Annotated in this window: 19 protein-coding genes and 1 tRNA gene; 5 read left to right on the top strand and 15 right to left on the bottom strand. The window is 56.8% G+C overall.

The genetic code is table 11. From position 1 onward, the window contains the following. Positions 1-101: 101 nt before the first annotated feature. The 4 genes from E3E11_RS02220 to E3E11_RS02205 all read left to right on the top strand — a co-directional run bounded on the left by E3E11_RS02220 (position 102) and on the right by E3E11_RS02205 (position 3,376). Positions 102-788: an XRE family transcriptional regulator gene (locus E3E11_RS02220; RefSeq protein ID WP_231118961.1), complete on the top strand. Its 687-nt coding sequence runs from the start codon at positions 102-104 to the stop codon at positions 786-788. Positions 789-819: 31 nt separating this feature from the next. Next, positions 820-1,416 (top strand): 3'-5' exonuclease, encoded by a 597-nt coding sequence (locus tag E3E11_RS02215; RefSeq protein ID WP_141450992.1) that lies wholly within the window; start codon positions 820-822, stop codon positions 1,414-1,416. Between the two features lie 15 nt (positions 1,417-1,431). Further along, complete coding sequence (locus E3E11_RS02210; protein ID WP_141450991.1) at positions 1,432-2,148, top strand: DarT1-associated NADAR antitoxin family protein; 717 nt, start codon at positions 1,432-1,434, stop codon at positions 2,146-2,148. A gap of 178 nt (positions 2,149-2,326) precedes the next feature. After that, positions 2,327-3,376, top strand: coding sequence for a hypothetical protein (locus tag E3E11_RS02205; RefSeq protein ID WP_141450990.1), 1,050 nt, complete (start codon positions 2,327-2,329; stop codon positions 3,374-3,376). 24 nt (positions 3,377-3,400) lie between these two features. Here the strand turns inward: E3E11_RS02205 and E3E11_RS02200 are convergent, their stop codons facing one another. From E3E11_RS02200 to cas3, 11 genes are all read right to left on the bottom strand, one after another. After that, complete coding sequence (locus E3E11_RS02200; protein ID WP_141450989.1) at positions 3,401-4,540, bottom strand: 5-methylcytosine restriction system specificity protein McrC; 1,140 nt, start codon at positions 4,538-4,540, stop codon at positions 3,401-3,403. Continuing rightward, positions 4,521-5,999 (bottom strand): AAA family ATPase, encoded by a 1,479-nt coding sequence (locus E3E11_RS02195; protein WP_141450988.1) that lies wholly within the window; start codon positions 5,997-5,999, stop codon positions 4,521-4,523. Before E3E11_RS02195 ends, E3E11_RS02200 begins: the two co-directional genes overlap by 20 nt. A 63-nt stretch (positions 6,000-6,062) precedes the next feature. Beyond that, positions 6,063-7,604 carry a phospholipase D-like domain-containing protein gene (locus E3E11_RS02190; protein ID WP_141450987.1) on the bottom strand — a complete coding sequence of 514 codons (1,542 nt, stop codon included), beginning with the start codon at positions 7,602-7,604 and terminating at the stop codon, positions 6,063-6,065. A gap of 189 nt (positions 7,605-7,793) precedes the next feature. After that, on the bottom strand, positions 7,794-8,114 hold the full coding sequence (cas2e, locus tag E3E11_RS02185) for a type I-E CRISPR-associated endoribonuclease Cas2e (RefSeq protein WP_141450986.1): 321 nt from the start codon (positions 8,112-8,114) through the stop codon (positions 7,794-7,796). A gap of 4 nt (positions 8,115-8,118) precedes the next feature. Next, positions 8,119-9,000, bottom strand: a complete 882-nt coding sequence (gene cas1e / locus E3E11_RS02180) for a type I-E CRISPR-associated endonuclease Cas1e (protein ID WP_141450985.1) — start codon at positions 8,998-9,000, stop codon at positions 8,119-8,121. A 66-nt stretch (positions 9,001-9,066) separates the two neighbouring features. Then, entirely contained in the window at positions 9,067-9,804 is a 738-nt protein-coding gene (gene cas6e / locus E3E11_RS02175) for a type I-E CRISPR-associated protein Cas6/Cse3/CasE (RefSeq protein WP_141450984.1), read from the bottom strand. Beyond that, positions 9,801-10,631, bottom strand: coding sequence for a type I-E CRISPR-associated protein Cas5/CasD (cas5e, locus tag E3E11_RS02170; RefSeq protein WP_168189184.1), 831 nt, complete (start codon positions 10,629-10,631; stop codon positions 9,801-9,803). Before cas5e ends, cas6e begins: the two co-directional genes overlap by 4 nt. Beyond that, on the bottom strand, positions 10,631-11,809 hold the full coding sequence (gene cas7e, locus E3E11_RS02165) for a type I-E CRISPR-associated protein Cas7/Cse4/CasC (protein WP_141450982.1): 1,179 nt from the start codon (positions 11,807-11,809) through the stop codon (positions 10,631-10,633). The genes cas5e and cas7e overlap by 1 nt, the downstream gene beginning before the upstream one ends. A gap of 110 nt (positions 11,810-11,919) precedes the next feature. Beyond that, complete coding sequence (locus tag E3E11_RS02160; RefSeq protein ID WP_141450981.1) at positions 11,920-12,495, bottom strand: type I-E CRISPR-associated protein Cse2/CasB; 576 nt, start codon at positions 12,493-12,495, stop codon at positions 11,920-11,922. Then, complete coding sequence (locus E3E11_RS02155; RefSeq protein ID WP_141450980.1) at positions 12,492-14,204, bottom strand: CRISPR-associated protein Cse1; 1,713 nt, start codon at positions 14,202-14,204, stop codon at positions 12,492-12,494. The genes E3E11_RS02160 and E3E11_RS02155 overlap by 4 nt, the downstream gene beginning before the upstream one ends. 137 nt (positions 14,205-14,341) lie before the next feature. Continuing rightward, positions 14,342-17,119, bottom strand: coding sequence for a CRISPR-associated helicase Cas3' (gene cas3 / locus E3E11_RS02150; protein ID WP_141450979.1), 2,778 nt, complete (start codon positions 17,117-17,119; stop codon positions 14,342-14,344). Positions 17,120-17,501: 382 nt separating this feature from the next. Here cas3 and E3E11_RS02145 point away from each other — a divergent pair, with 382 nt between their 5' ends. Next, positions 17,502-18,269 (top strand): tyrosine-type recombinase/integrase, encoded by a 768-nt coding sequence (locus E3E11_RS02145; protein WP_141450978.1) that lies wholly within the window; start codon positions 17,502-17,504, stop codon positions 18,267-18,269. A gap of 107 nt (positions 18,270-18,376) precedes the next feature. On the opposite strand, the gene E3E11_RS02140 is transcribed toward E3E11_RS02145, so the two are convergent. The 4 genes from E3E11_RS02140 to E3E11_RS02125 all read right to left on the bottom strand — a co-directional run bounded on the left by E3E11_RS02140 (position 18,377) and on the right by E3E11_RS02125 (position 21,550). Further along, a tRNA-Thr gene (locus E3E11_RS02140) sits at positions 18,377-18,451 on the bottom strand. 135 nt (positions 18,452-18,586) lie between these two features. Next, positions 18,587-19,453: a hypothetical protein gene (locus E3E11_RS02135; protein WP_141450977.1), complete on the bottom strand. Its 867-nt coding sequence runs from the start codon at positions 19,451-19,453 to the stop codon at positions 18,587-18,589. Between the two features lie 237 nt (positions 19,454-19,690). Continuing rightward, entirely contained in the window at positions 19,691-20,206 is a 516-nt protein-coding gene (locus E3E11_RS02130; protein ID WP_141450976.1) for a hypothetical protein, read from the bottom strand. A 144-nt stretch (positions 20,207-20,350) separates the two neighbouring features. Then, entirely contained in the window at positions 20,351-21,550 is a 1,200-nt protein-coding gene (locus E3E11_RS02125; RefSeq protein WP_141450975.1) for an Mrp/NBP35 family ATP-binding protein, read from the bottom strand. Positions 21,551-21,598: the final 48 nt, after the last annotated feature.

The following is a 21,598-nucleotide window of genomic DNA, read 5'->3' as shown; positions in this document are numbered from 1 at the left end:
ACTGGACCGGATTCGTGCAGTAACTTATAAGGTTACGTGAAGGCTCTGATATTCTGGAGGTTCCGGCAAGTCGGAGGAGCGAAAATGAAAGGAAGAAGTTCATGAATGCCGATCCGCGCCAGAGCAGGGCCAAACGCCTTGAAAGCCGAATGCGGCAGTGCAACCTGGGCCAGAAGGCCCTGGCCGATCTGGCCGGCACCACCAAGCAAAACATCTACAAGCTGATGCGGGGGACGACCCGGCTCAGTCCTGAATGGGCTGAACTGCTGGCCCCCCATCTTAAGGTGACACCGCAATGGCTGCTGATGATGGAAGACAGCCGGGCGGCTTCAGCTGACCTGCCGGAAGTGACCCGAATCGACAGCCCGGAAGGCTATGTGGCCGTTCCCTTTATTTCCGTTCGTGCCGGCATGGGGGGCGGCGGCTTTGTGGAAGGCGACTGCCTGGGCGGGCCGAAATATTTTGAAGAAAGCTTCGTGCGCAATGAACTGCGGGCCAAGCCTTCCGATCTGCGGGTGATCGAGGTGGAGGGGCAGTCCATGGAGCCGGTTCTGCAGAACGGTGATGTGGTGCTCATCGATCGGCGCCGCAACAATGTGATTGAGCCGGGTATTTTCGTCCTCTTTGATGGGGATGGTATCGTCTGCAAATGGGTGGAGCGGGTGCATGGCAGCGATCCGGCCATGTTTCGGATCAAGTCTGAAAACGAACGTTTCTCCACCTATGCCGTCCTGGCGGAAGACGTTCAGATCCTGGGGCGGGTGGTCTGGTTCGCACGGCGCCTGTAACCGGCGGTCCCGGTACAGGTGGGGAGTTCATATGGCGCTGCTCTTTTTTGATACGGAAACGACAGGTCTGCCTTCAGCCCGGCGCGCTGTTGACGACCCGGCCCAGCCGCATTGCGTTCAGCTGGCAGCTGTTCTGACCGATGATCTGGGTGAAGAGATCTCAGCCATCAACGTGCTGATCCGGCCGGAAGGTTGGCATATTCCGTCTTTTGTCACCCGCATTCACGGTATCACGACCGAAAAGGCACAGCGTTATGGCGTGCGGGAAGCACTGGCTGCGGAGTTGTTCCATGACCTGGCGCAGCAGGCAGACCGGGTAATCGGGCACAACGTGGCTTTTGACTGCAGGATCATGGCCACAATGTATGCCCGTTCCGGCCGGTCGGACTGGCAACTGCCGTCCAGCCAGGTCTGCACCATGCAGGCAGCCAGCGCAGTGCTGGCGCTGCCGCCCACGCCTTCGATGCTGGCCAAGGGGCGGCGAGGCCCCAAGCCGCCGCGGCTGGAGGAATGCATGCGGCATTTCTTTGGTGAAAAGCTGGTGAATGCCCATGATGCAATGGCTGATGTCCAGGCATGCAGGCGGGTTTATTTCCACCTGCGCAGCCTGGCGGAAAACGGGAGCTGAACAGGGAGGAAGGCCATGGCAGAACGCATCCTTTACGTGCCTCAGCGCCAAGGGGAGAGGTTGGTTGAGGAAGTCACCATCACCTTTCCCTGGCAGGGTTGGCAGACTCCCGCTGAAAAGCGCGCCAATGTGCGGGTCCTTCACGAAAAGGCGCAGGCTCTGGGCATTTCCCGGGTGCTGGATATTTCCACCAAGAGCCTGCATCCGCTGGGCCAGCGTCTCAGCCCCTTCAATCTTTCATGCGAAGTGCAGACCCCACAGGGCAACATCCGAACCAGTTACGAAAGCCTCTGGAATGGCAGCAAGGTCCTGGAAAAGGGCGGTCCCTTTCCAGAGCTCTTTCATCTTCCCCCCTGGGAATCGCTTAAAGATCCGCGTCACTGGCGCCGTGTGAACGGTCCTCTCATCGGCGCGCGACTGGAGGGGAAGACATATGAGCCGCTGTCAGGATATGACTTTCTCTATATTTCTGCAGCCTTTCCCATCCTTACACCACAGGACTGGATGCAGCTTTCCACTTATAACGGTTTCACGGAAGTGACGCTCAACCCGGAGCATTCCCCGACCTGCCAGGCAGGAAGCGTGGCCCTGATGGTGGCGCTCAAGCAGAGGGGAGTGCTGGAGCAGGCGCTCGAGAGCTATGAGGTGTTCAAGGCGACTGTAACGCAGTTGGATACAGCCCGGTATGCTCCTCCAGAGCCGGCACCGGGTGCACAGCTGGCGCTTTTCTGAAGAAGCCTCTTTTACTGAGGGGTGCCAGGCAGGTTTTTGGGCTGTTTTCCTTGGTTTGGGGCGCGTATATCTGGTTCTGTTGCCGGCGGGCTCTGGCAGTTTTACAGGCCTGCCAAACTGTCTAGGCAGAACGAGAGTCCGAAAAAGAGCTTTCGGAATGAAAAGGAAAGATCTGTCGATGCGCCCTGCGTTCAAGCGTGCTTTCAGTCTGAATCTCAACCATGACGGATCGCTTTGCCGGGCGCCGGCGAAGGTGAAAATCATCTTGGGTCTTGGGGCGTTCAGCCTGTTTGTTGCAGCTGCCGGGGCCAATGGGGAAACGTCACATAACCCTGCCCAGCAGCAAGTTAGTCCTCAGCCAGGCCGGACGGCAGCGCAAACGCGCCCGCCTACTGGCGCCAAAGGTAAATCTGCTTCCTCACAGGGGGGAGCAAATGCTGCTCAGGATACGAACTCGCAGCAGGAGGATCTGACGGGATGGGGGACGCCAGTCGGCGATCCGGACCTGCAGAAGATCGCTTCCAGACCGATGGTATCGATTCACATCCGAAACATCCCCTTGCGTCTGCGTGCAAGCCTGCGCCGAACTGATGGACATGTCCTCGATCTGGTCGGCCTGACGCCCATGACCGGCGATACCATCGGGTTGGATGCCGACCATCCCACCCTGCTGGCTTACCGTGAGAAGGTGCCGCTGAAAAACGCCTATGCGCAGGAGATCTCGCCAAGCAAGGGGCTGGTGTTCGGACTGTCGGAATTTTCCCAGAAGCGTGTGCAGCCGCTTGAAGACATGATGATCGCAAGCCTGCCACCTGAGATGCCCAACACGCCGACGCAACGCAGTTTCTCCATGCGCGGCTACCGCATCGATATCACCCCCCGCGCCGTGCTCCATGACGGCAAGCGCGTCGCCGCCACGCCTGATGGCACGCCTTACCAGGATGGAGACGTCGTTCAGGTCGATCTGGCTTTTCTGGCCTATTATCCTTTCGGGAGCGGAACACGTGTCACGCTGCATGGGTCAGGTGGAAAATACGGTCCCCTGCAGGTCACCGTGCCAGCTCTTTCCTATGCGGTTACCGTCCAGAAAATGAATCTTTCAGCGGGGCATACCCAGATTATTCATATGCAGAATCCCGTTACCCATACCCGCTTTACCCTCAGTATCGAGGTACTGCCGCTCAGCGCGCTCAAAACGCTGCATCTGCGCAAAGACGGTTCCATGTAAGTAGGGAGCGTCCGTAAGGGGAATTCAGCTGGCCAGCCAGTCTCCGACCAGGTTGCGGAGCCTGGCATCAATGGCCTGCCAGGGCTGCGCCAGGGAAAGAGCATGCACAAACAGATACGGATCCTTGTCTGAGTCCGGTTCCTGGCCTTTCCAACGAAAGCGATGGCTGAATTCGCCTGTGCCAACCGACAGCGCTTCAGGGCCAGGCGTGGCCGGGCCCGGCAGGGCATAGAGCAAAGCGGCATCCGCCCGGCCGTTGCCGGCCTGCTCCCAGGCCTGCCGGTAGCTGGCCAGCTGGTAGAGATGGGCTGAATTGAGCTTGCCTGTCAGCGTTTCTTCGCCAGTTGCGGAGGAAGCAGCGAAATGTGTCCGGAAAATGCGGCGGAAGAATTTGGCTTCAATGATCAGGGTGCGTTCGCCGCTGCGCAGGACAAGATCAGTCAGCATGTCAGGCAGGAGATCCTCTGCATCCGGGCCGGTCAAAGGCCATTTCAGGCGTCGGGCACCGACATCTGTAAGGATATCCTGCATTTCATGGCGGTAGAAATTGCCCAGGAACTTCTCGAAAACGGCGCTCATGCGCGTGCGGTCAGGAATCGGAAAACGAAAGCCGCGTCCGTTTTCCAGGGGCTGGCGCTGCTCGGCCCAGAAACGACAGAGCGCCATGAGCAGGGGATAGCGTGAAGATACAGGCAGGGGAGGCAGCTGATCGAAGAGCTGCGGCTGTGGGGCGAGCGGGGTCAGCGCTGAGAACTGTGCGGCCAGACCGGCCAGCTCTCGTCTGAGCGGAGCCGGAAGCTCAGGCGTTTCAGTGAGTTGCAGAAGCGTGCCGAGTAACAGGCGGTTGAGAAGCGTATCACTGGAATAGACATCGAACACGCAGGGAAGGCTCTCCCGGGCCCCTCCCTTGCGGACCACTGCTGCCAGGTCAATCCGACCTCGGGGAGCGGAAAGACCGGCATGCTGCGGCCCGTAACCGCCTGCCAGGGCACTCTGGAGCTGCTGGCGGGTCACGCGCGCCAGAACGCTGGCCACCAGAACGGGCAGGGAGTTCCCATGAGTGAAGGCTCCGGTTTCCTGTTCCGAGGTGGCCGGATTGATTTCCCGGAACAGGCCCCAGGCGTAAAGCAGCATGTAGTAAATGTTACGTACCGGTATTGTCATGAAGGGGTATTGATTCTGCAGTGGGGGACGAAGGCATATTCAGCAGCTGCTGGCGCAGGGTGGCCAGGCGTTCCGGTTCGCCGGGCCAGTAGGTTTCAAGAAGCGGCAGGAGTTCATGCACAATGATATGCCGGTACCATTCATCCGGATCTTCAACCTCACTTTCAGGGATGAAGAAACTGTGCCCGATCTGCGCACCTTCGCCCAGCAGGGGCGCGCGGCAGATTTCGGCGTTCAGCTCGGCGATGCAGCTCCGGATATGGCTGATGAGTGAGAGCGGAATCTGGCGTTTCTGCAGGAAGCTGGCAAATTCCGGATGACTGAAGGCCGGTGCGAGGGTGGCAAAGGCAAAGCGCCGGCGCAAGGCGCGGTCCAGCCCGATCAGGCTGCGGTCAGCCGTGTTCATCAGCCCCAGAAGATGGACATTTTCCGGAATGTGGAAGGGCGTATGGCTGACCGCAAGAGGAAGGGCATGCTTGCGGCCGCGGTGGCCGGCCTCGATCAGGGACAGGAGCTCGCCGAAAATGGCTGCTACATTACCACGGTTGATTTCATCAATGATGAAGACATGCGGCTGTGTGGGGCGATTGGCAGCACGGGCACAGAAAGTGCGGAAGATGCCGGGTTTGAGAGAAAACCCCCCGGCTTCGGTCGGCTGATAGCCTTCCACGAAATAGGCGTAGTCATACGCCTGGTGAAACTGAACCTGCTCAAGGCGTTGAGGATCCTTGCGGCCCAGCAGGGCATAGGCCAGGCGTTGTGCGATATGGGTCTTGCCGACGCCGGGCGGGCCCTGAAGAATAAGGTTCTTCTTTCTCTGCCAGATTTCCAGCAGTTCCTCGAAACGTCCGCCTGGCAGAAACAGGTCCCGGAGCGCCTCGGTCAGGGTAAAGGGGGCGGGCTGGACCGGGCTGTCGGGAAACGTCAAGGATACGATTCCCATGCGTGTTTCAAGTTCTCCGAAAGCAGCTCTGCGATGGTCAGCGCTGGCCAGGGACTGCGGAGGCAGGGGTGAAGGCGCGGTCCAGGGCCAGTGACCCCTGTGAGTCCAGGTGACGTTTCGCGTATGCGGCGCACCATCCTGTGCGGGCAGGAAGCGGTAATCGCCCGAGACAATCCCGCGGCCTATGATTTCACGGGGGCCCTGCCGGACATAGATCGTATCGCCTGGTTGAACCTGATCCAGAAGGCAGCGCAGCCTGCCCGCGCTTCCAGCCCATTTCCCGTCCCTTCGGAAACGCAGCAGGTTTTCAGGCACGCTCAGGTCCCCGGTTTCTTCTCCTGGCAGCCCCATGAGTCCGTCAGTATAAAATGTTTCCCAGTCCCCGTCTTCGCTGGGGGGTGCCCAGATCCAGGTCCGGTTTTCCGCCCCGCTTTCATCCTGTCCGCCTGAGGGCGTGAAGGAGCCAGGCCGGAATTTCCTGCGTCCGGGACGGTGGGAGAATGCGTTTTCTGTCATGAGACCTCCCTTTCCGGCAGCAGGGGTGGGAGCAGGCGTTGACCTTTCTGAAGGCGGGTGCGTTCAGAGATAGGGTGAGAGAAGCCGCCAGGTGGCGTTGCGTAGCTTGACCCAGAGCGGCCAGCGCTTGATATCGGCCAGGGTCAGTTCTTCGCCGCGGCGCATTTCCATGTAATCCAGCAAGGTGCCGGCCATTTCCTGGTCGTAGAGGGCGGCGTCACACTCGAAATTGAGCCGCAGGGAGCGCGGGTCAAGATTGGCGCTCCCGACCAGGCTCCACAGGCCATCCACCGTCATCAGCTTGGAATGGTCAAAAGGCGCGCCGCCAAACCAGACATGCACGCCGGCCTTGACCAGGGGCTTGAGATAGAAGTTACGCGCGTCATCCACAAAGTGGTGGTTGCTGTGATGGGGCACGATGAGGTCGACCCTTACCCCGCGCAGGGCAGCTAGCGCCAGTTCGCTGGCAAGACGGGCATCGGGGATGAAATAAGGGGTCATGAGGCAGACGTGACGCTGAGCCAGGATCACAGCCTGCAGAATCGTGTATTCGATTTTCCCCATATCGGCATCCGGCGCGGAAGCTACGACGCGGGATGGCACTTTCCCCGGGGTGGGAGGCTTGGGGTAGAATTTCGGTCCTGACAGGATTTCTCCCGTGGTGAACGCCCAGTCACGGGCGAAGGCATCCATCAGCTGCAGGGCGACCGGGCCGATCAGGCGGAAGGCGGTATCAGCCACGTGATGCTTCTGCGGCAGGTCCATCAGGGCTTCCTGCAGGATGTTCATACCGCCGGTGAAGCTGACCTTGCCGTCAACAACCAGCAGTTTGCGGTGATTGCGCAGATTGATGAAGGTCATGCGCCAGGGCAGGAAGGAATGCATGAAACGGGCGCAGGGCACGCCGACCTTTTCCAGGGCCTTCTGGATCGGGCAATAGAAATAGCCGCTTCCCCAGCCATCAACGAGAACACGTACCTCCACCCCGCGTGCGACCGCATCCCCCAGCGCTTTGACGAACTGCTTGCCGACCAGGTCATAACGGAAGATGTAGGAACACAGGACGACATAGCTTTCCGCCTGGTTGATGGCTTCGAGCATGGCCGGATATCCGGTATCGCCGCTTTTGTACCAGTTGACCTGATTGCCGCCCAGCAGGGGATAGGGCGTGATGAGGTCCAGCATGCGGTTCAGGGGCCGGAACTCGGGTGCGGGTTTGCAGCTGAGCGCATCCAGGGAGGGGGAAGGCGGAATGACGCAACGGTCCATCAGGCGCTGGGCCTTGCGCTGCACACGGTTGATGCCGAAGGTCAGATAGAGGAGCGTGCCTGTCAGGGGGCGGCTCCAGCAGAAGCTGATCCACCCCGTTGCGGCAGCCGTGTTACGTTTGGTCAGCAGCGCATGAACCGTCACCCCCAGCGCCGCCGCCAGCCGCAGGCAGCGCAGAGCTGCATGCAGCGGCGTTGCAGCATGGGCGTCTTTTTCCACCTGCCTGACTTTCTTCAGGAGCCCTCGGTCTGAGCCATCACGCGGCTGGATGTATTCACGAGCTTTGGAGGGGCGTTCCAGAAGACATTTCACGGATGGCAGGCGAAAACGGGTCATTCGGATGTCTTCCTTGAGCAGGGGAAGTTGGCGGACAGAATTCGGAGAAGATCAGGGTAGAGCACTGAGCCTCTCAAGTCGAACTCAGCTTGCACCTGATACAGGGTTTGCCCGGTCAAGGCACACTCTTTAAAAACGACATTAAAAAGCAGTTTTAGAGACCAGTGCCTTCAGTTTTTTTTATCATCCTCAGCATACGGAAAGCCCGCTTTCAGCTGGGAGGGTGCGCAGAAGATAAACACCGTCCACGTCTATGATCTCACGCGGGGTTTCACCCAGCTGCTTCAGGCCCACGCCGCTGGGAGCATGTTTGTCAGGCCAGGCCAGGAGCAGGGTGCCGTTGCCAAGTGCCTCATACCATTTTGTCATGACAAGCCATGTCCGTTCCCGCACGCCTGCCGTCATACGCGGTGCGATATAAACGCCAGCCGAGACCTCCAGCATGATGGACGTCAGATATCCCCGGTAGCGACCTTCCACATTATGGGTAACGATGATGGTCATCGGCATGGGGTCAGGCCTTTATAGGGGCGTCAGTATTTTCGAACAGGAGCTTGATCTTCTCGATCATGGACGGAATGACTTTCTGGTGTCTGAGGGCATAGCCGGTTTTCTGGCGCGCCAGACGTTCGATATCCCCTTTGCCCTGCGCACATTCACGGGCAGCGTGAAAAGCGCAGGGAATAGTGATTTCCGTGCGGTAGAGATCAGCAATGTCGAGAATGAAGGACAGCCCTGAATCTTCATGAATGAAACCGAGCTGTGAGAGAGTGGCTGTCGCATAGACTGCGATCATGGCAGCTGCTTCTACTGCGGTGGCAGCATGGTTGAGCGCCTGGTTGGGAAGATCCGCCGCCAGAGGATTGGCGCGGTCATAGCGACGCCCCTGCCATTTGATACCGACCCGGTCAGCAATGATTTTATAGGACGTACGCATATGCGCGCCCTCAATGCCGCGCAGGGCTGCAATATCACGATAAGGCAGTACTTCGCCAAGGCGCCAGGCATACATCCGCCGTGCAACGTGCAGGCGTTTGGGCTCATGGGCCCAGGCAGCGGCCTGGGCACGGGCCAGGGTGGAATGATCACTGAGCAGGGGTGGGGCTGAGTAGCAGCGCACTCCGTCCCGTCCGACCGCTATGAGGGCTGTATTGGCACGTGCGAGCAGACGGAGCGCATCCTGGGTGACGCTGCCGCCAGGGCCCAGGAGAATCATGGAGAGACCTTGCACAGGAATACCGTAATCGCCTGGTGGCAGGCTGGCTTCCTCCAGATTGCGCCTGAAGATCAGGGTTCCATCTTTGGACGCCAGAACGCCCATCTCCAGATAGAGCAGGCCATCCCGGTCTGCATGGGGAATGCGCGAACTCTCGAGCCCCAGGCGGCCTTTCAGCATGATACTTGCTTCCTTGTTTCCCAGCAGGAAACCCTGCTTTTTATTGGCTGGGACGCGTGTCTGTGATTAGGGCATTACATTTTTGTTGACGGGGCGGAGCAGGACCATACCGTAACCATAGGCCCGGTGACGTCCGATGCCTTTGCGCAGGAGCTCCGCGAAGGCTGCCGGTTCCTGAACGCGCAGGTTTCCATGAAAAGTCACGTTTGGTCCCTCCACTCTGCGACCATCGCGATTGCCACGAACGCGCTGGAAGTCTTTCATCTGGCAAGCTTCAAGTGTGGCGGCAGGATGCAGCCGTTCACGCAGCCAGTCCTGGTAGACAGCTTCCCGCGCCGGGATGGACAGGTTGGCCTTCTTGGCTTCTTCCAGCTTGCATAGCCAGGCGTCTCTTTCGACCATCTTGCCGGCATCGTTTTTGAATCGTCGGGTCGGACGTACCAGAACGTCGAAACCGAGTTCCTTACCGACCGGGAAATAGAACGGCATTTCCTTGGAGCGTAGCTGTGGGACGTCCAGAACCCCGACAATCTCGGGTGGCGCGCAGTCGCGCGCAATTTCCTGAAGAGCCTGGGCATCGTGATCGCTGTAGCCGTAAAGAGCCCACTTGCCAGCGCGCGGTGAAAACAGTCGGAAAGGTTGGACCACGCCTTTGCCGAATGAGGCCGAAAGCAGGCGGTGCAGAGCCAGACCGTAATCGGGGGTCTGGCCTTCCGATATCTGGTCGGCTGTCCACTGCATCAACTGCCTGGAATTCAGTGGAGCATGCAGTAGGTAGAAAGATTTTGGAGCAGCAGCTGTCATGTCGGCTCTCCCGAGATGCCGATCGGGATTTCTTTTTCAATTGATTCCGTATTGATCGGCAGTTTCTCAATTACGATCTGGCGGCTACCGCCATGAAAGCCTCCCTGCCAGTTCCGTTCATCCGTGATCGTTGCGAGGCCTGCAGGCGGAAGAGCCCGGGTATCGGTCAGGGCCCGTTCGGCAGGCAGAGCGGGACGCATGAGATGAATGGCGGGGGAAACATTCCGGTTATATTTTTTTGCCTCAGCCTCTTTCTCGCGCTTGCGAAAAGGCAGGGCGCGCGCCAGATTCAGCGCGGCTTCTGCAGGAGTGGCAGCTTCCTGGAAGCGCAGGGCCGGGGGAAGTAGCAGCGGTTCAGAAGGCAGGCAGGTTTTGCGCCCGAGCGACAGCGGTCGTGCCGGCTGTTCCAGCGCCTGAACCAGGTTATCGAGTGTCGGGGACTTTTCAGCGGCTGTGAGAGCAAGCACGACATAAAGGTCGAGATCAGTGAGATAATCACGATAACGGATATGCGTGCTGTCTCCGCTGGCGCCTTTTCGTTCCGCACGTGTTCCATCAGTGGTCCAGCTGGTTTCGCCACGTAGCTGTACGGTCTGGTAATCGCGGATCTGCTCAGGATATGTCTCGCGATAGAAGGCGCCGAAAATCAGACGTTCCTGCAGCTCCATCAGTTTTTCTGCTTCCGAACGTTGGTAGCCGAGTGCGTTGCCAAGCAGCCCGGTTAACATTGAGGCAGCCGGGAAGAGACGTGTGATTCCATAATGATCCACGGTCGTGCCGCCGAAGCTTGCGAGCGGGGCTTGCAGGTTGAGAGCCAGAAACCGCATCAGCTGTGTCCGTTGGCAGGCACCTGCGAAGTGACGACATCCTTCGCCCATTCGGCGAGGGAAGGTAACGGCATGCGTTGTGCGCCTGTGAACTCTGAGGTCTTATCCAAGGACATAAAACGACGCGCTTCATTGGTGGCGTAATTCTCTTCCAGTTCCGCAAGATGGTCGGTCATGGCCTTGTTGGCTTCTTCAAACCGTGGTGCCGTGGGCTTGCGGAAAGCGCCCGCCAGACTGCGGGGCTGGCGGTCCCCCGCTTCCACCAGGACAGTCGTGGCATAACCGAACGGTGCTGTGGAGCCGAGCTTGGCACCTGGGGAAACTTCCGCAATGGCATGAATAAGCCGGCGCACGACTTCACCTGCCAGCTCATATTGTTCAGGCGTGAGTTTTTCGGCCTGTTCCTCTTCAGAGATACCGGTCAGATTGGCTACCAGACCTGGTATATTGATGACGGTGTACCCGTAGAACAGACCGCTGGTCAGTTCAGTCTCACCGATATGGCTTGCACCTGTCTCATCCTCGGCTAGGTCATCCACGACCGTGAAATAATCGTCTTCATCCTCGCCGGCATGGGTCGTGAAAGCATGTGCGACATAGACCGGTGCTTCGATATTGGCTTCTGTATCGGAAGTGATCATCCGTCCGAACAGGGCAGCTGCGAGACCGGCGGGCACCTGAGTGGTTTCACGCATCGCCTTGAGACCGTCCTTGACGGATTTGAAAAGGTCTTCAGCACGTTTCTTGGCTTGTTTGGCATCGTCTCCCTCAGCTGCCGCTTCTTCAGCCACTTTGCGGAACTGTGCTGCTAGATATTTCACTTCCGGCACACCGAGCAGCAGAGGTTGACGGCTTGAATCACCTTTGTCGCCATAGACCAGTTTCTGAAAAACGGATTCAATGGCGTCCAGAATTTCTTTGTCGATCTGTCCTTCCAGAGGTTGGCGCATTTCTTTTGTCACCAGTTCACGTGAGCGCAGGGAAGCAGGGAGGGCCGGCAGTTCTTTTTTGGAAAGCGGGCCGGTCTCGCGCCAATGACGCTTGAGGCATTGTGAAGAAATGCGAGTGCGCAGCGCATTACCGTAGGGCAGACGCTTGGCCTGTCCAGCATCATCACGGTTCAGCAGAGCAGCGGTGTAATTGTGAAGCGTGTGAATTTGAAGAAAACGAGGGAACATAACTATCTCCTGAATTTTGGCAGAGCCGGGCTTTAGAGAGGTGAGAGGCTTGAAGAAGCTTTTGGAAACTGGACAGAAAATTGTTTTCAGGTTGGGTAGTGGAAATTGTTTCAGCGATAATATTGTTTTGCCACTTTCCGACAGGCTTCTTCGTTCGGGTTCAGCAGGAATTCTCCGAGTTCGACGAAGTCGAACTTCTCATTTTTCAGAAAGGGTAGAAGGCGCATCATGAGAGCGGGGCGTTTTTCCTCAGGTGCAGAAAGAAGACGGGCAATACGTGCTTCACTGACCCGCGGGCGCTCTCCTGCGCCGCGCAACACGCGCCCCAAACGGGTTTTGGAGTCATGAGGCAGCTGTCGCTCTGCCCGTGCTGAGCCAGTAGGCAGAAATTTCGCATAAGCCTGAAAAACCCGCTGCCAGCGATCCTGGCGTTCGTTTTCAGAAAGTGGGAAAGGGCAGTAGCGTGCCAGTTGTAAATCATTCCAGAGATGCCAGAAGCTGGGGGTCATCCCGCCAGAGCCCCCACGCCGTAACCGGGCCGCTTCTCCGGTAGAAAGGGGAGAACTGACTGAGCCAAAGCGTTTAATAATTTTCCACAATGTTTCTGATCTGGATAGTTCCTGTTGAGGGGAAGGGGATTCCAGATCAGAAGACGGTGTCTCATGAGGATCTTGCGTCGAAATCATACGGTTTCTCCCGCGTTTTCTAGGAATGGAGACACGCGCTTTTTCAATAAAGCGTTCTGGGCAGTAAAAGAGCTTTTTTTGCTTAAAAGAACATTCCAGAAAGCATTTTCGGCTTTGACCTGTGCTTTAAGGCGACGGATAGCGGGACACGGAATGGCTTTCTGAGCTTCAGGCAGCAGAGTTTTCGCTGCGTAATCGACCAGGCCAACAAGCCATGCCTCGTAAATCTTGGCCTCCTTTTCCGGGGTTTCACAGCGTTGACCGAGAACAGAGAAGAATTCTTCATCACTTTTGCTGCGCAAGCGCGCCCGGTAAGGATTGACCGCAGCATAATGGTCTTTCTTCACCTCTTCCCCTCCCGCAGCCATTTGGGCGCAGGCTGTGCTGAGAGCTTTTTCAATGCAGGATAAGTCCACAAGCTGCTCACGTGCCTGACGTCCAAGCATTACCCGTTCCGAAGGGATACTTAATCTTTTACGTAGGAGTGGTGCCAAGGGAATGACACGTTCATGATATCCTTCTGTTTTTCCTTGTCCCCGCGTCAAAGCTGACAAGCGTAAAAGAAGCGAAGTTTTGCTTTCAGTCGGTAGGTTGCTAAGGGCGGGTGGAAGTATCCAGCTGGCTGTTTTCTTGTCGTCAGTGCTAAAAAGGATTTCGCAGATTTTCGAGGTTGTGAACCCTTGAGCAGTGGGACTGAAGGATTTGGGGCCTTCATTTGTTGACTCCAGGGGAGCCCAGAAATCGCCAGTATCGCCTTTGCGATCCTTGGCATTGATGATGCGCGTAGTGTCAGCCGTTGCTTCCAGGGCTTCCAACTTGCCGGAAGGGGTATGGATAAGGCGAATGCGCCGACAGAGATCAATGAACCATAAATCAAGTTCATTGAATGGTAGCCCTTTTTTACCGTCCCATGGTTCCAACCAGAGAAGCGCTTTGCCGAGAGGCCCATCTTTTTTGGAGCCATAGGTTTGTTCATAGGTTTCAAGCTGTTTCGGACGTTCTCTCAACATGAGTTCGAGATCACGCTTGAGATGAGCCCCCGGACGGCCTGAAAGCGGCGCATAACCGAAAAAGGGACGCGAGGACAGCCCTCCGTTCATGCGAGCTGCCCCCTGATGGCCACGACCAGTATAGCCGTTCATAGTCTGATCCGAAATCAGGGCAAATATCCAGTCATCAGCAGCAGCTTCACGTAGAACCTGACGTTTGAGATCGTGGTTTTTGGCTGCAATAGGCAGATCGAGACCGTCTGGAGTGGTAACAACGGAAACGCCTTTACCGGTTTTACTGATTCCCCCTGGGATAGGGGGCTGGAGGAAAGCAGGCAATTGGTCGTTTTCCACTACCAGGCACCAGGGCGCATCCTGCCAGGAATTATCCAGCTTCAACCCGGAAAGTTGTTGGGTTAGCTGACGCAGGAGGCGGGCCCACTCGGATTCATCAGTGGGTGGGAGAGTGATCTGATTATTTGTAAGTAGACGTTCCTGCTCGAGTGCCAGCCCACCGAGCTGTGCGAGAAACATGTGCCAGGCGCTCTGTTGATGCGGGCGTAAGGCTGGAAAGCCATTCACTTCATCCCGCATCATCAGTGCGAAAATTCCAGGTAAGGTATGATGGCTGACTTGTTCAGCCCCCTCCGCAGACGTACTGATAATCCGGATAAGAGGTTCGGTTAAAAGGTTGTGATGAGTTTTCTGTTTCTCTGGCATATGATTGCCTCGTAAGAGCCTTGAACTGGCTCTGCTCCCTAAAATGATCAGCAAATAAATCATATATTCACTGTTTTCTCGTAGAGGTTACTTCGTCAGCTTATCGTGCTCAGGCCTGAATATTTTCCGGGCTTTGCCTAGGCTTCATCGCCTGGTGGCAGTGTGGTTTCAGTTAGCTCGCTGTCCTCTTTTTCCAAAGTGAGTCCACACGCTGAATAGCGGAAGGTCGCCTGACCGAGTTGAAAAACAATGTCTCGGGTACTTTCCAGATCTTGAGTGGCACTGCAAGGTGGGTTCAGGATCTTGGGACGTAATTCCTCTTCGTTTAAACGGCTTAAATCAGTTTCCTCATCCTTAGGGACAGGTCTGATATGATGAGCCATGTGAGAAGGAAGGGTAAGGCTGGTTAAGGTCGTTCCAAAAGGCGTCCGGGGAGAAGAAGGAAAATTTATCTTCAGATTGGACAACCCCAGTCGGGTGCGAATGAGTTCATCAGAGGAAAAACTGGTCTGGATTGCGCTTAAAGGCACTGTACGATCCAGGCAGAAGTGACTTGCTTCCTGGCCCGCCATGCATTGATATCCCATGACCTCTTCCGCATGTTTATTCCATTGAGGCGTTATTTGAGCTCGTTCTTTCTGAAGCTGAGCCAGACAGACCGGATTGGTGCCTTTTTCCACAAGAAAACGGTTGTCCTGTGGGATGGTCCAAAGAGGGTGATCAGTAATGAGCCGCCTTGTCTGCTCTAACATGCGCAGGTCCGGATAAACCCCACCGCCAGTGTTAGACTTCTGTCGGATTGTTCCCATGCCGAATTTCAGGAGCGTACCGTCATCGGGTTGAAATTCATCTTCAGCAAGTTGATGAGGCGTGAGAACAATACAGCGTGCCTGTCGCCCCATTTCACTTCTTGGTCGGTTATGGCGATGTAAGCGTCCGATGCGTTGCAAGAGTACATCGATTGGGCACAGATCGGTAATCAACAGGTCAGCATCAATATCCAGGCTTTGCTCAAGTGTCTGAGTGCCGATCAGAACAGCTCCAGCTGTGCTTGCCTGCTTGCCGAACAGCGCATTGACTGCCGTGTCAAGCGCTTTGCGATCATCGACGGAAAAACGACTGTGATGCAAGGTTCGGACACCGTTGAGCTCAAGGGTAGGCACGGGTTGAGAGCTGCTGGGGCCTGCCAGTTTTTCGAAAGCCTTGAAAACTTCGAGAGCCTGCCTGACAGTGTTGCGGATTATAAGAACGCGCAAGCCGAGCCGGGCCTGCTCTGCTGCGAAAGCGGCAATGTGTTCCGGATCACCTATGTGTGAATCAGTGGAGATACTGACGGTTTTGGGCGTCTGGATGCTGGGTATAGCCCGATGCTCTTCCTGGCCATTCTTATCAAGTGTCGTCAGGCAAGGGTAAGGAACGGCACAGCCCTTTTCGACAGCACCTTGCTCAAGGTCACTAGGGTTCGGACGAACCCCCAGCCATTTGCGGCGCGCCTCAGCGCCCAGAGTAGCCGACATGAGCAGTGCATGGCCACCACGTCTTACATGGTCTTGGACCAGCCTTGCACCAATCCGGGTCATATAAGCATCAGAAGCGTGGACCTCATCAATGACCAGTAAAGCCCGTGATAAAGAACTGGCACGCAAATGGGCCCATTTGGCATTCAAAGCTGCCAGCATAGCTTGGTCGACAGTACCGACTGCCAGAGGGGCAGCCAGATAGAAGCGAGGCGTTTCTGCAGCCCAGCGCATATCTTTTTCCTGCGGGTCATCTGGCCAGAAGACTTTGAACTCAGGTAGGCGCTTCCCTTCAGCCGTGCCAGCTTTCAGATATCCCGGTACGGCCAGAAGCGTTTCGGCTTCGAGAAATTTTTCACTGGCCCGGTTGAGACGTTCTTGCAATGCGGAAGCGGCGGCGCGAGTTGGAACAGCGAAGTAAAGAGAGTCAACCTCCCCCTTTTCAAATAATTCTCGAAATCGCAGAAAAGCCGCTTCCGTTTTTCCGGAACCGGTTTCAGATTCCAAAACGACCAGATGACCGGAACAGTGGGCGGTCGCTTCCTGCATTCGAGAAGGACGGGCGTCGCCAGGCCAGCCGAATAAATGAGCAGCCGGTAAATCTGGATGCTGTCTTTCCCTCAGGGCTTGGACGTTGAGTCCTAATTTCTTTATTAATTTCTCAGCTCTCTTGCGACTGTCAGCCAGTGCTTCCGGAGCGGGTAAAACAGGTCGGGATACCGGAAAGGTTTCTTCCTGTGAACCGACCTGGTCGGCCAGACTGGTAAGACCGCAGAGAAAATGCTGCAGTTCTGGAGCATCAGGAAGAGGTAGGGTGGTTGTAGAAAAAGCGCGTGGAAAAGAAGCTTTAATCTGATTCCACAAGAGATTTAAAGCCTGTTGTGGATCATACGCCTGAAATGGAGAGAAATATTCTTTCCGATAATTCGGTTGGTCAGCTGTTCTGGGATTTACTGTTAGCTTGCCATGATGGTTCAGAGTAGCCCAGATTAAGCCTTCCAGATCCTCACACCAGTCTACCAGCTCCTCAATCTCAAGATATTTTTCGACCATGTGCCATCCAGGGAAAACATGGCCGTTGGAGAGAGAGTCAGGAAAAATCTTAAACTGAAATCCAGTGTTGAGTTTGCCCAAATCATGCAGGGCAACCAGAACGGCCAAACGCTCCAGTTGCCCTTCTGACAGCTTTTCTCCTGCGGCAGCTTCCAGTCTGGCGCGAAAGACGGGCTGGTGAACGATTTCCAGGAAGCAGGCGGCCACGTCCAGCATGTGCCGGTAGAGGGGGAGGAACTGATCCCTGCCATCACCAACGAAACTCCGTCCACCGTCTGGGTGTGAAAATTTTCCCCATGGGAAACCCAGATCAATCGGCGAAGGCAAAGTTGCTGGAGAAGACATGGTTTAAATTCGCAGATTATTCAGAGGAGGACTAAGAATTCGGATGACCTTTTGAATAATTAACGAGACATTCATCTTATTGACAAGATATTTATTTAAAATAAATCCATTAATTAATGATATTTAACAATATATTAATGAGGACGGTATTGATCAGAATAAAATCTGGGCAAATCTCTACCAAGCCAAAAACGGCACGTATTACGCTCGCATCCAGATCAACGGCAAAGACACCTGCAGATCGCTACGCACAGCTGATAAAAGGGAAGCCAAGAAGCGGCTCAAAAAAATCCTTGCCGAGGCAGAGGACCTGAGAACCGGCGTTGCCGAGCCTCAGACGCATACATGGGAGGAAGCAGTCGCTCTTTGGGCAGATCTTGAGATGGGCGATCTCAGGCCCAATACGCAAAAGCGCTACCTGACCAGCCTACGGCAGCTGCACGGCCATTTTGCCGGCCTAGGCATCGCCCATGTGTCGCCTGCCACAGTGAATGCCTACACGGTTGCACGCAAACAGGCAGGCGTGACAGGCGCCACCATCCGGCGCGATCTCATGGTGGCCGGACGCGTGTTGAAGGCTGCCCGCAGAGCAGGATGGATCCAGCACAATCCGGTGCCAGACGAGATGGAGGAAATCAGGGAACGCCGGGAGCCCATCCGGCCGGTGCCTTTAAAAGAGCTGGCCAGGATGACCCACCGGGCGCCCCCAGGCTTCAAGGAGCTTTTGCGCTTTCTGGCACGAACAGGCTGCCGGCAGGAAGAAGCAGCTTCACTGGAATGGTCCCAGCTTGAACTGGGCGCCAAGCCGAAATGCACGTTCTTTCGCACCAAGACGCGCTCTCCACGCGTGATCCCACTGCCGCCCAGGCTGGCCCGTGATTTGAGGCAGATGCCCAGGACAGGGGCGCACGTTTTCATATCGGCTCAGGGGGAAAGATATAAAAACGTCTCCGGCCTTTTCCGGCGCATGCTGGTGCTGGCAGGGGTCAGTGAGGAAAAGCGCTTTCGCTGCCATGACCTACGTCACACATATGCCATCCGCAGCCTGCAGTCCGGCCGCCCCATTTACGAGCTTGCCCGGCATCTGGGCCACAGCTCTGTGAAGACAACCGAGCGCTACGCCGCGTGGCTGTCACGGCCGCCCACCTGATGGAAAGGGGCTCAAAAAAATATCCGGGTTTTTATCCGACCCTGTGTGCGCCATATGCGTTCTATGCGCTCTGTGCGGCAAAACAGAGTGGCGGAAAACTGCCGATCTGGTGCCGGGTGAGGGATTTGAACCCCCGGCCTTCGGTTTACAAAACCGCTGCACTACCACTGTGCTAACCCGGCCCGCCCTGAAGGAAGCGTCACCTGCAGGGATGGTTTTCGCTAGCCTTTCAGGAAAGCACTGTCAACTGTTTGACCCTGCCAGGCAGTCTTGTCACCCGGCAGGAAGTATTCTCTGGCCGGCTGGCGAAACCGGGGTTACTGCCGGTAATATTCCAGCTTGCCGAAATTCGGGTCATCCACGCGGTTGCATAGGAAAAGGCGGCTGGCCGGGGTTTTGCCGTTCGCGCTGAACCCATGGAAGTGGATTCCGTCTTCCGAGAAGGCGAGGCGGGTATAAAGACTGCCTGAAAGGGCATTGGCGATCTGGATGAACAGCCGGCGCCCTTCTTCATTGCCGAAGCTGAAACCGTAATGGCATTCCGAGCCGCGCCGGGCGGCGTCAATGGTCAGCTGGTTGTCCTTGCAGTGCACAGTCGTAATGGAACGGTTACGGGTGCTGAAGCGCGATGTGCCGTCAGGATCAGTGGATACCTTCAGGGCGTTGATGAGCACGCGCCCTTCAGGCACTTCAAAAATTCCGCCTTCATCACTTGACACGAACAGCTTGGCATTGAGTCCGCGTGATAGAACGGCGGTCGTGCCGGTACTGCCGGCACCAAAACCTGAAGGCCAGACCAGTTCCAGACTGCGCAGAAGCGGTCCGAAACCTGCAACCAGCTTGATCTCGGCGCGGATGGCGGCTGTGCCGGCCATGATCTTTCCGTTTTCACGGAAAGCGTATTCCAGAGCGAGGGTGGGAATGCCATGACGGCTCAGCAGATCAAGCGAAATATGGCGGTTGGATGCGTTCTGGAACTTCCCGATACGGTAATTGCCCTCGTTCTCAGCCAGCTGGAGATCTGTAGCAGCCGCACTGTAGGAGTCAGGGGCTGGGCATAGCTGGCCCTTCAGAGCCGTAGCAGGTTGTGAGAGACCGAAGCTGAATGTGTAATCGGGCGACTGAGCCTTGAGAATGCTGGCTGGCAGGGCAGGAACAGGGGCAGAGAAAGTTCTGGGAGACACGGCAGGCAACTCCTTGACAGACAGTCCGGCTTTGTCATCCAGAAGGTTCAGAGCAGGCGAAAAACCAGCAAAATAAAAAGCCGGGTGGAAAGCCTGGCTAAAACTGAAAAAAGACCGGGCCGGATATAGCTGAAACGCAGCTGGAAAATCCAGTTTTCAGCTTAATGTGATGCCTGGGCAGGACCGCATGAATTTTCTGTTAAGGCGATCAAGTTTGCGTGCTTGTTTCCCTGTCTGTCAGTTCTGACTGTCTCCAGCTGGATCACTTGCTCCGGCTTTGGTGCCGTCACTGGCAGTGAGGGTGGCCTGATCAGGAAAGGCATCCGGGTTGTTGCGGCTTGAAATTTTCCCGCCCCGCCGCGCACCCTGGCTCCGTGGCTTGAAAGAAGTGTGGGAAGTTGAGGAGGCAATAGAGCTGGATGCAGGGGTGATCGCAGTTGTATCTGGTATATCGGGCTGGCTGAGGGGTGCTGGAGCGGGGTCAGTCAGGCTGGCTGCCGCAGCGCCAAGGCCCTTGCCGGGTTGAAGAGGCTGCAGGAGATGCGGTGGCGGTGGTTCGACAGGGTCATTGTCAATGAAGCCGTAACCATCTTTTGAAAGACCGCGATGGACGACCTTCCCGCCTGTGCCGCTGCATCCGCTCATTGCGAAGAGGCCGGAGAGCACAAGAGCCAGGGAGAAGCCCGGTCGTAGTGCCGGCCCCAGGCCTGATAGGCACAGCAAGGGTTTCTTTGTCACTGAACGGGCGTGCATTTCTATCTCCAATGTCCCTGGCTCCAATGTCCCTGGTGCCAGCAGGACGGAAAAACTCTTCTTATCTGATATCAGCCCTCATGTCTGTTTTTCTGCTCTGCTCAGAGTATGAAAAGGACAGGGAATAAATGCGTTGAAAGCGTATCAGAGAATGGCAGCCACCCGTTCGGCCAGGGTTTGATAGGCTTTGCCGGCTTCGCTGTCAGGTTCGGCCACGCTGATGGGCTGACCTTCATCGCCACTGGCACGGATGGCACGCAGAAGGGGGATTTCAGCCAGGAAAGGCACTCCCAGTTCCTCGGCTTCCCGCCGGGCGCCACCATGACCGAAAAGGTCGGTTTTCTCATGGCAGTTGGGACAGCAGAAATAGGACATGTTCTCCACGATGCCCAGGACTGGCGTGCCGGTGCGGCCGAACAATGTCACACCGCGACGTGCGTCCAGCAGGGCGATGTCCTGGGGCGTGGAAACGATGATCGCCCCGCCTTTCTCCAGCTTGCTGCCCAGAAGCTGGGTCAGGGTCAGCTGGGCGTCTCCGGTGCCGGGAGGCATGTCCACCACCAGCACATCCAGCTCGCCCCAGTCCACGTCGGTGATGAACTGGGTCACTGCCCCCATCACCATCGGGCCGCGCCAGATCATGGCCTGTTTTTCATCAGCCAGATAACCGATGGACATCGTCTTGATGCCCCAGCGCTCAAGGGGTTGAAGCTTCCGGTCAACCACACGGGGTTTTTCCTGCTCGCCCAGCATGCGTGCGAGAGAAGGGCCGTGAATGTCAGCATCGAGCAGGCCGGTCTTCAGGCCGCGCTGAGCCAGGGCGCAGGCCAGATTGACAGCCGTGGTGGACTTGCCGACCCCGCCCTTGCCGGAAGCCACAGCAATCACCGCCTTCACGCCGGGCAGTGCCGGTTTGCCCTGTTCCTCTTCTTTGCCCACTCCAAGAGGCCGATGCCCTGCAGGGCGTGGACCGGTAGTCTTAGGCGCTGCAGCCTCATGGCCGACCCGGTGTGCGGTCAGGGCGATCGTGGTGCCTGCCACCGCCAGACCGTTGCGCGTCAGAAGCGCTGCGATCTCCTCCTGCAGGCGTGGGCGCAAGGCGCCCAGCTGCGTGGCATTGCCTGGCACGGCCTCAATAACGGCATGGGCCCAGAGTCTGGGTGCGGCTTCTTCAGCTGCCTGTTCTTTCTGCGCCAGTGTATTGGAGCTGGGCCGCACACTCAGCCCGGCGAGACGGGCAGGGGTCTGGCAGCCCTCACTGCGCAGAAGCTGGTTGATCAGAGTCTGAATCTCAGTCTGAAGCGCTGCGGAAGGAACTGAATTTTGGGTGTGTGAGTCGCTCATGATGGGCGGATCATCTCACGGCTGTTCAGGCGGGGAAAGGGCTTCGGC

The organism is Oecophyllibacter saccharovorans, from assembly GCF_006542375.1.
GTDB lineage: Bacteria > Pseudomonadota > Alphaproteobacteria > Acetobacterales > Acetobacteraceae > Oecophyllibacter > Oecophyllibacter saccharovorans.
This window is presented reverse-complemented; position numbering and strand designations above follow the sequence as displayed.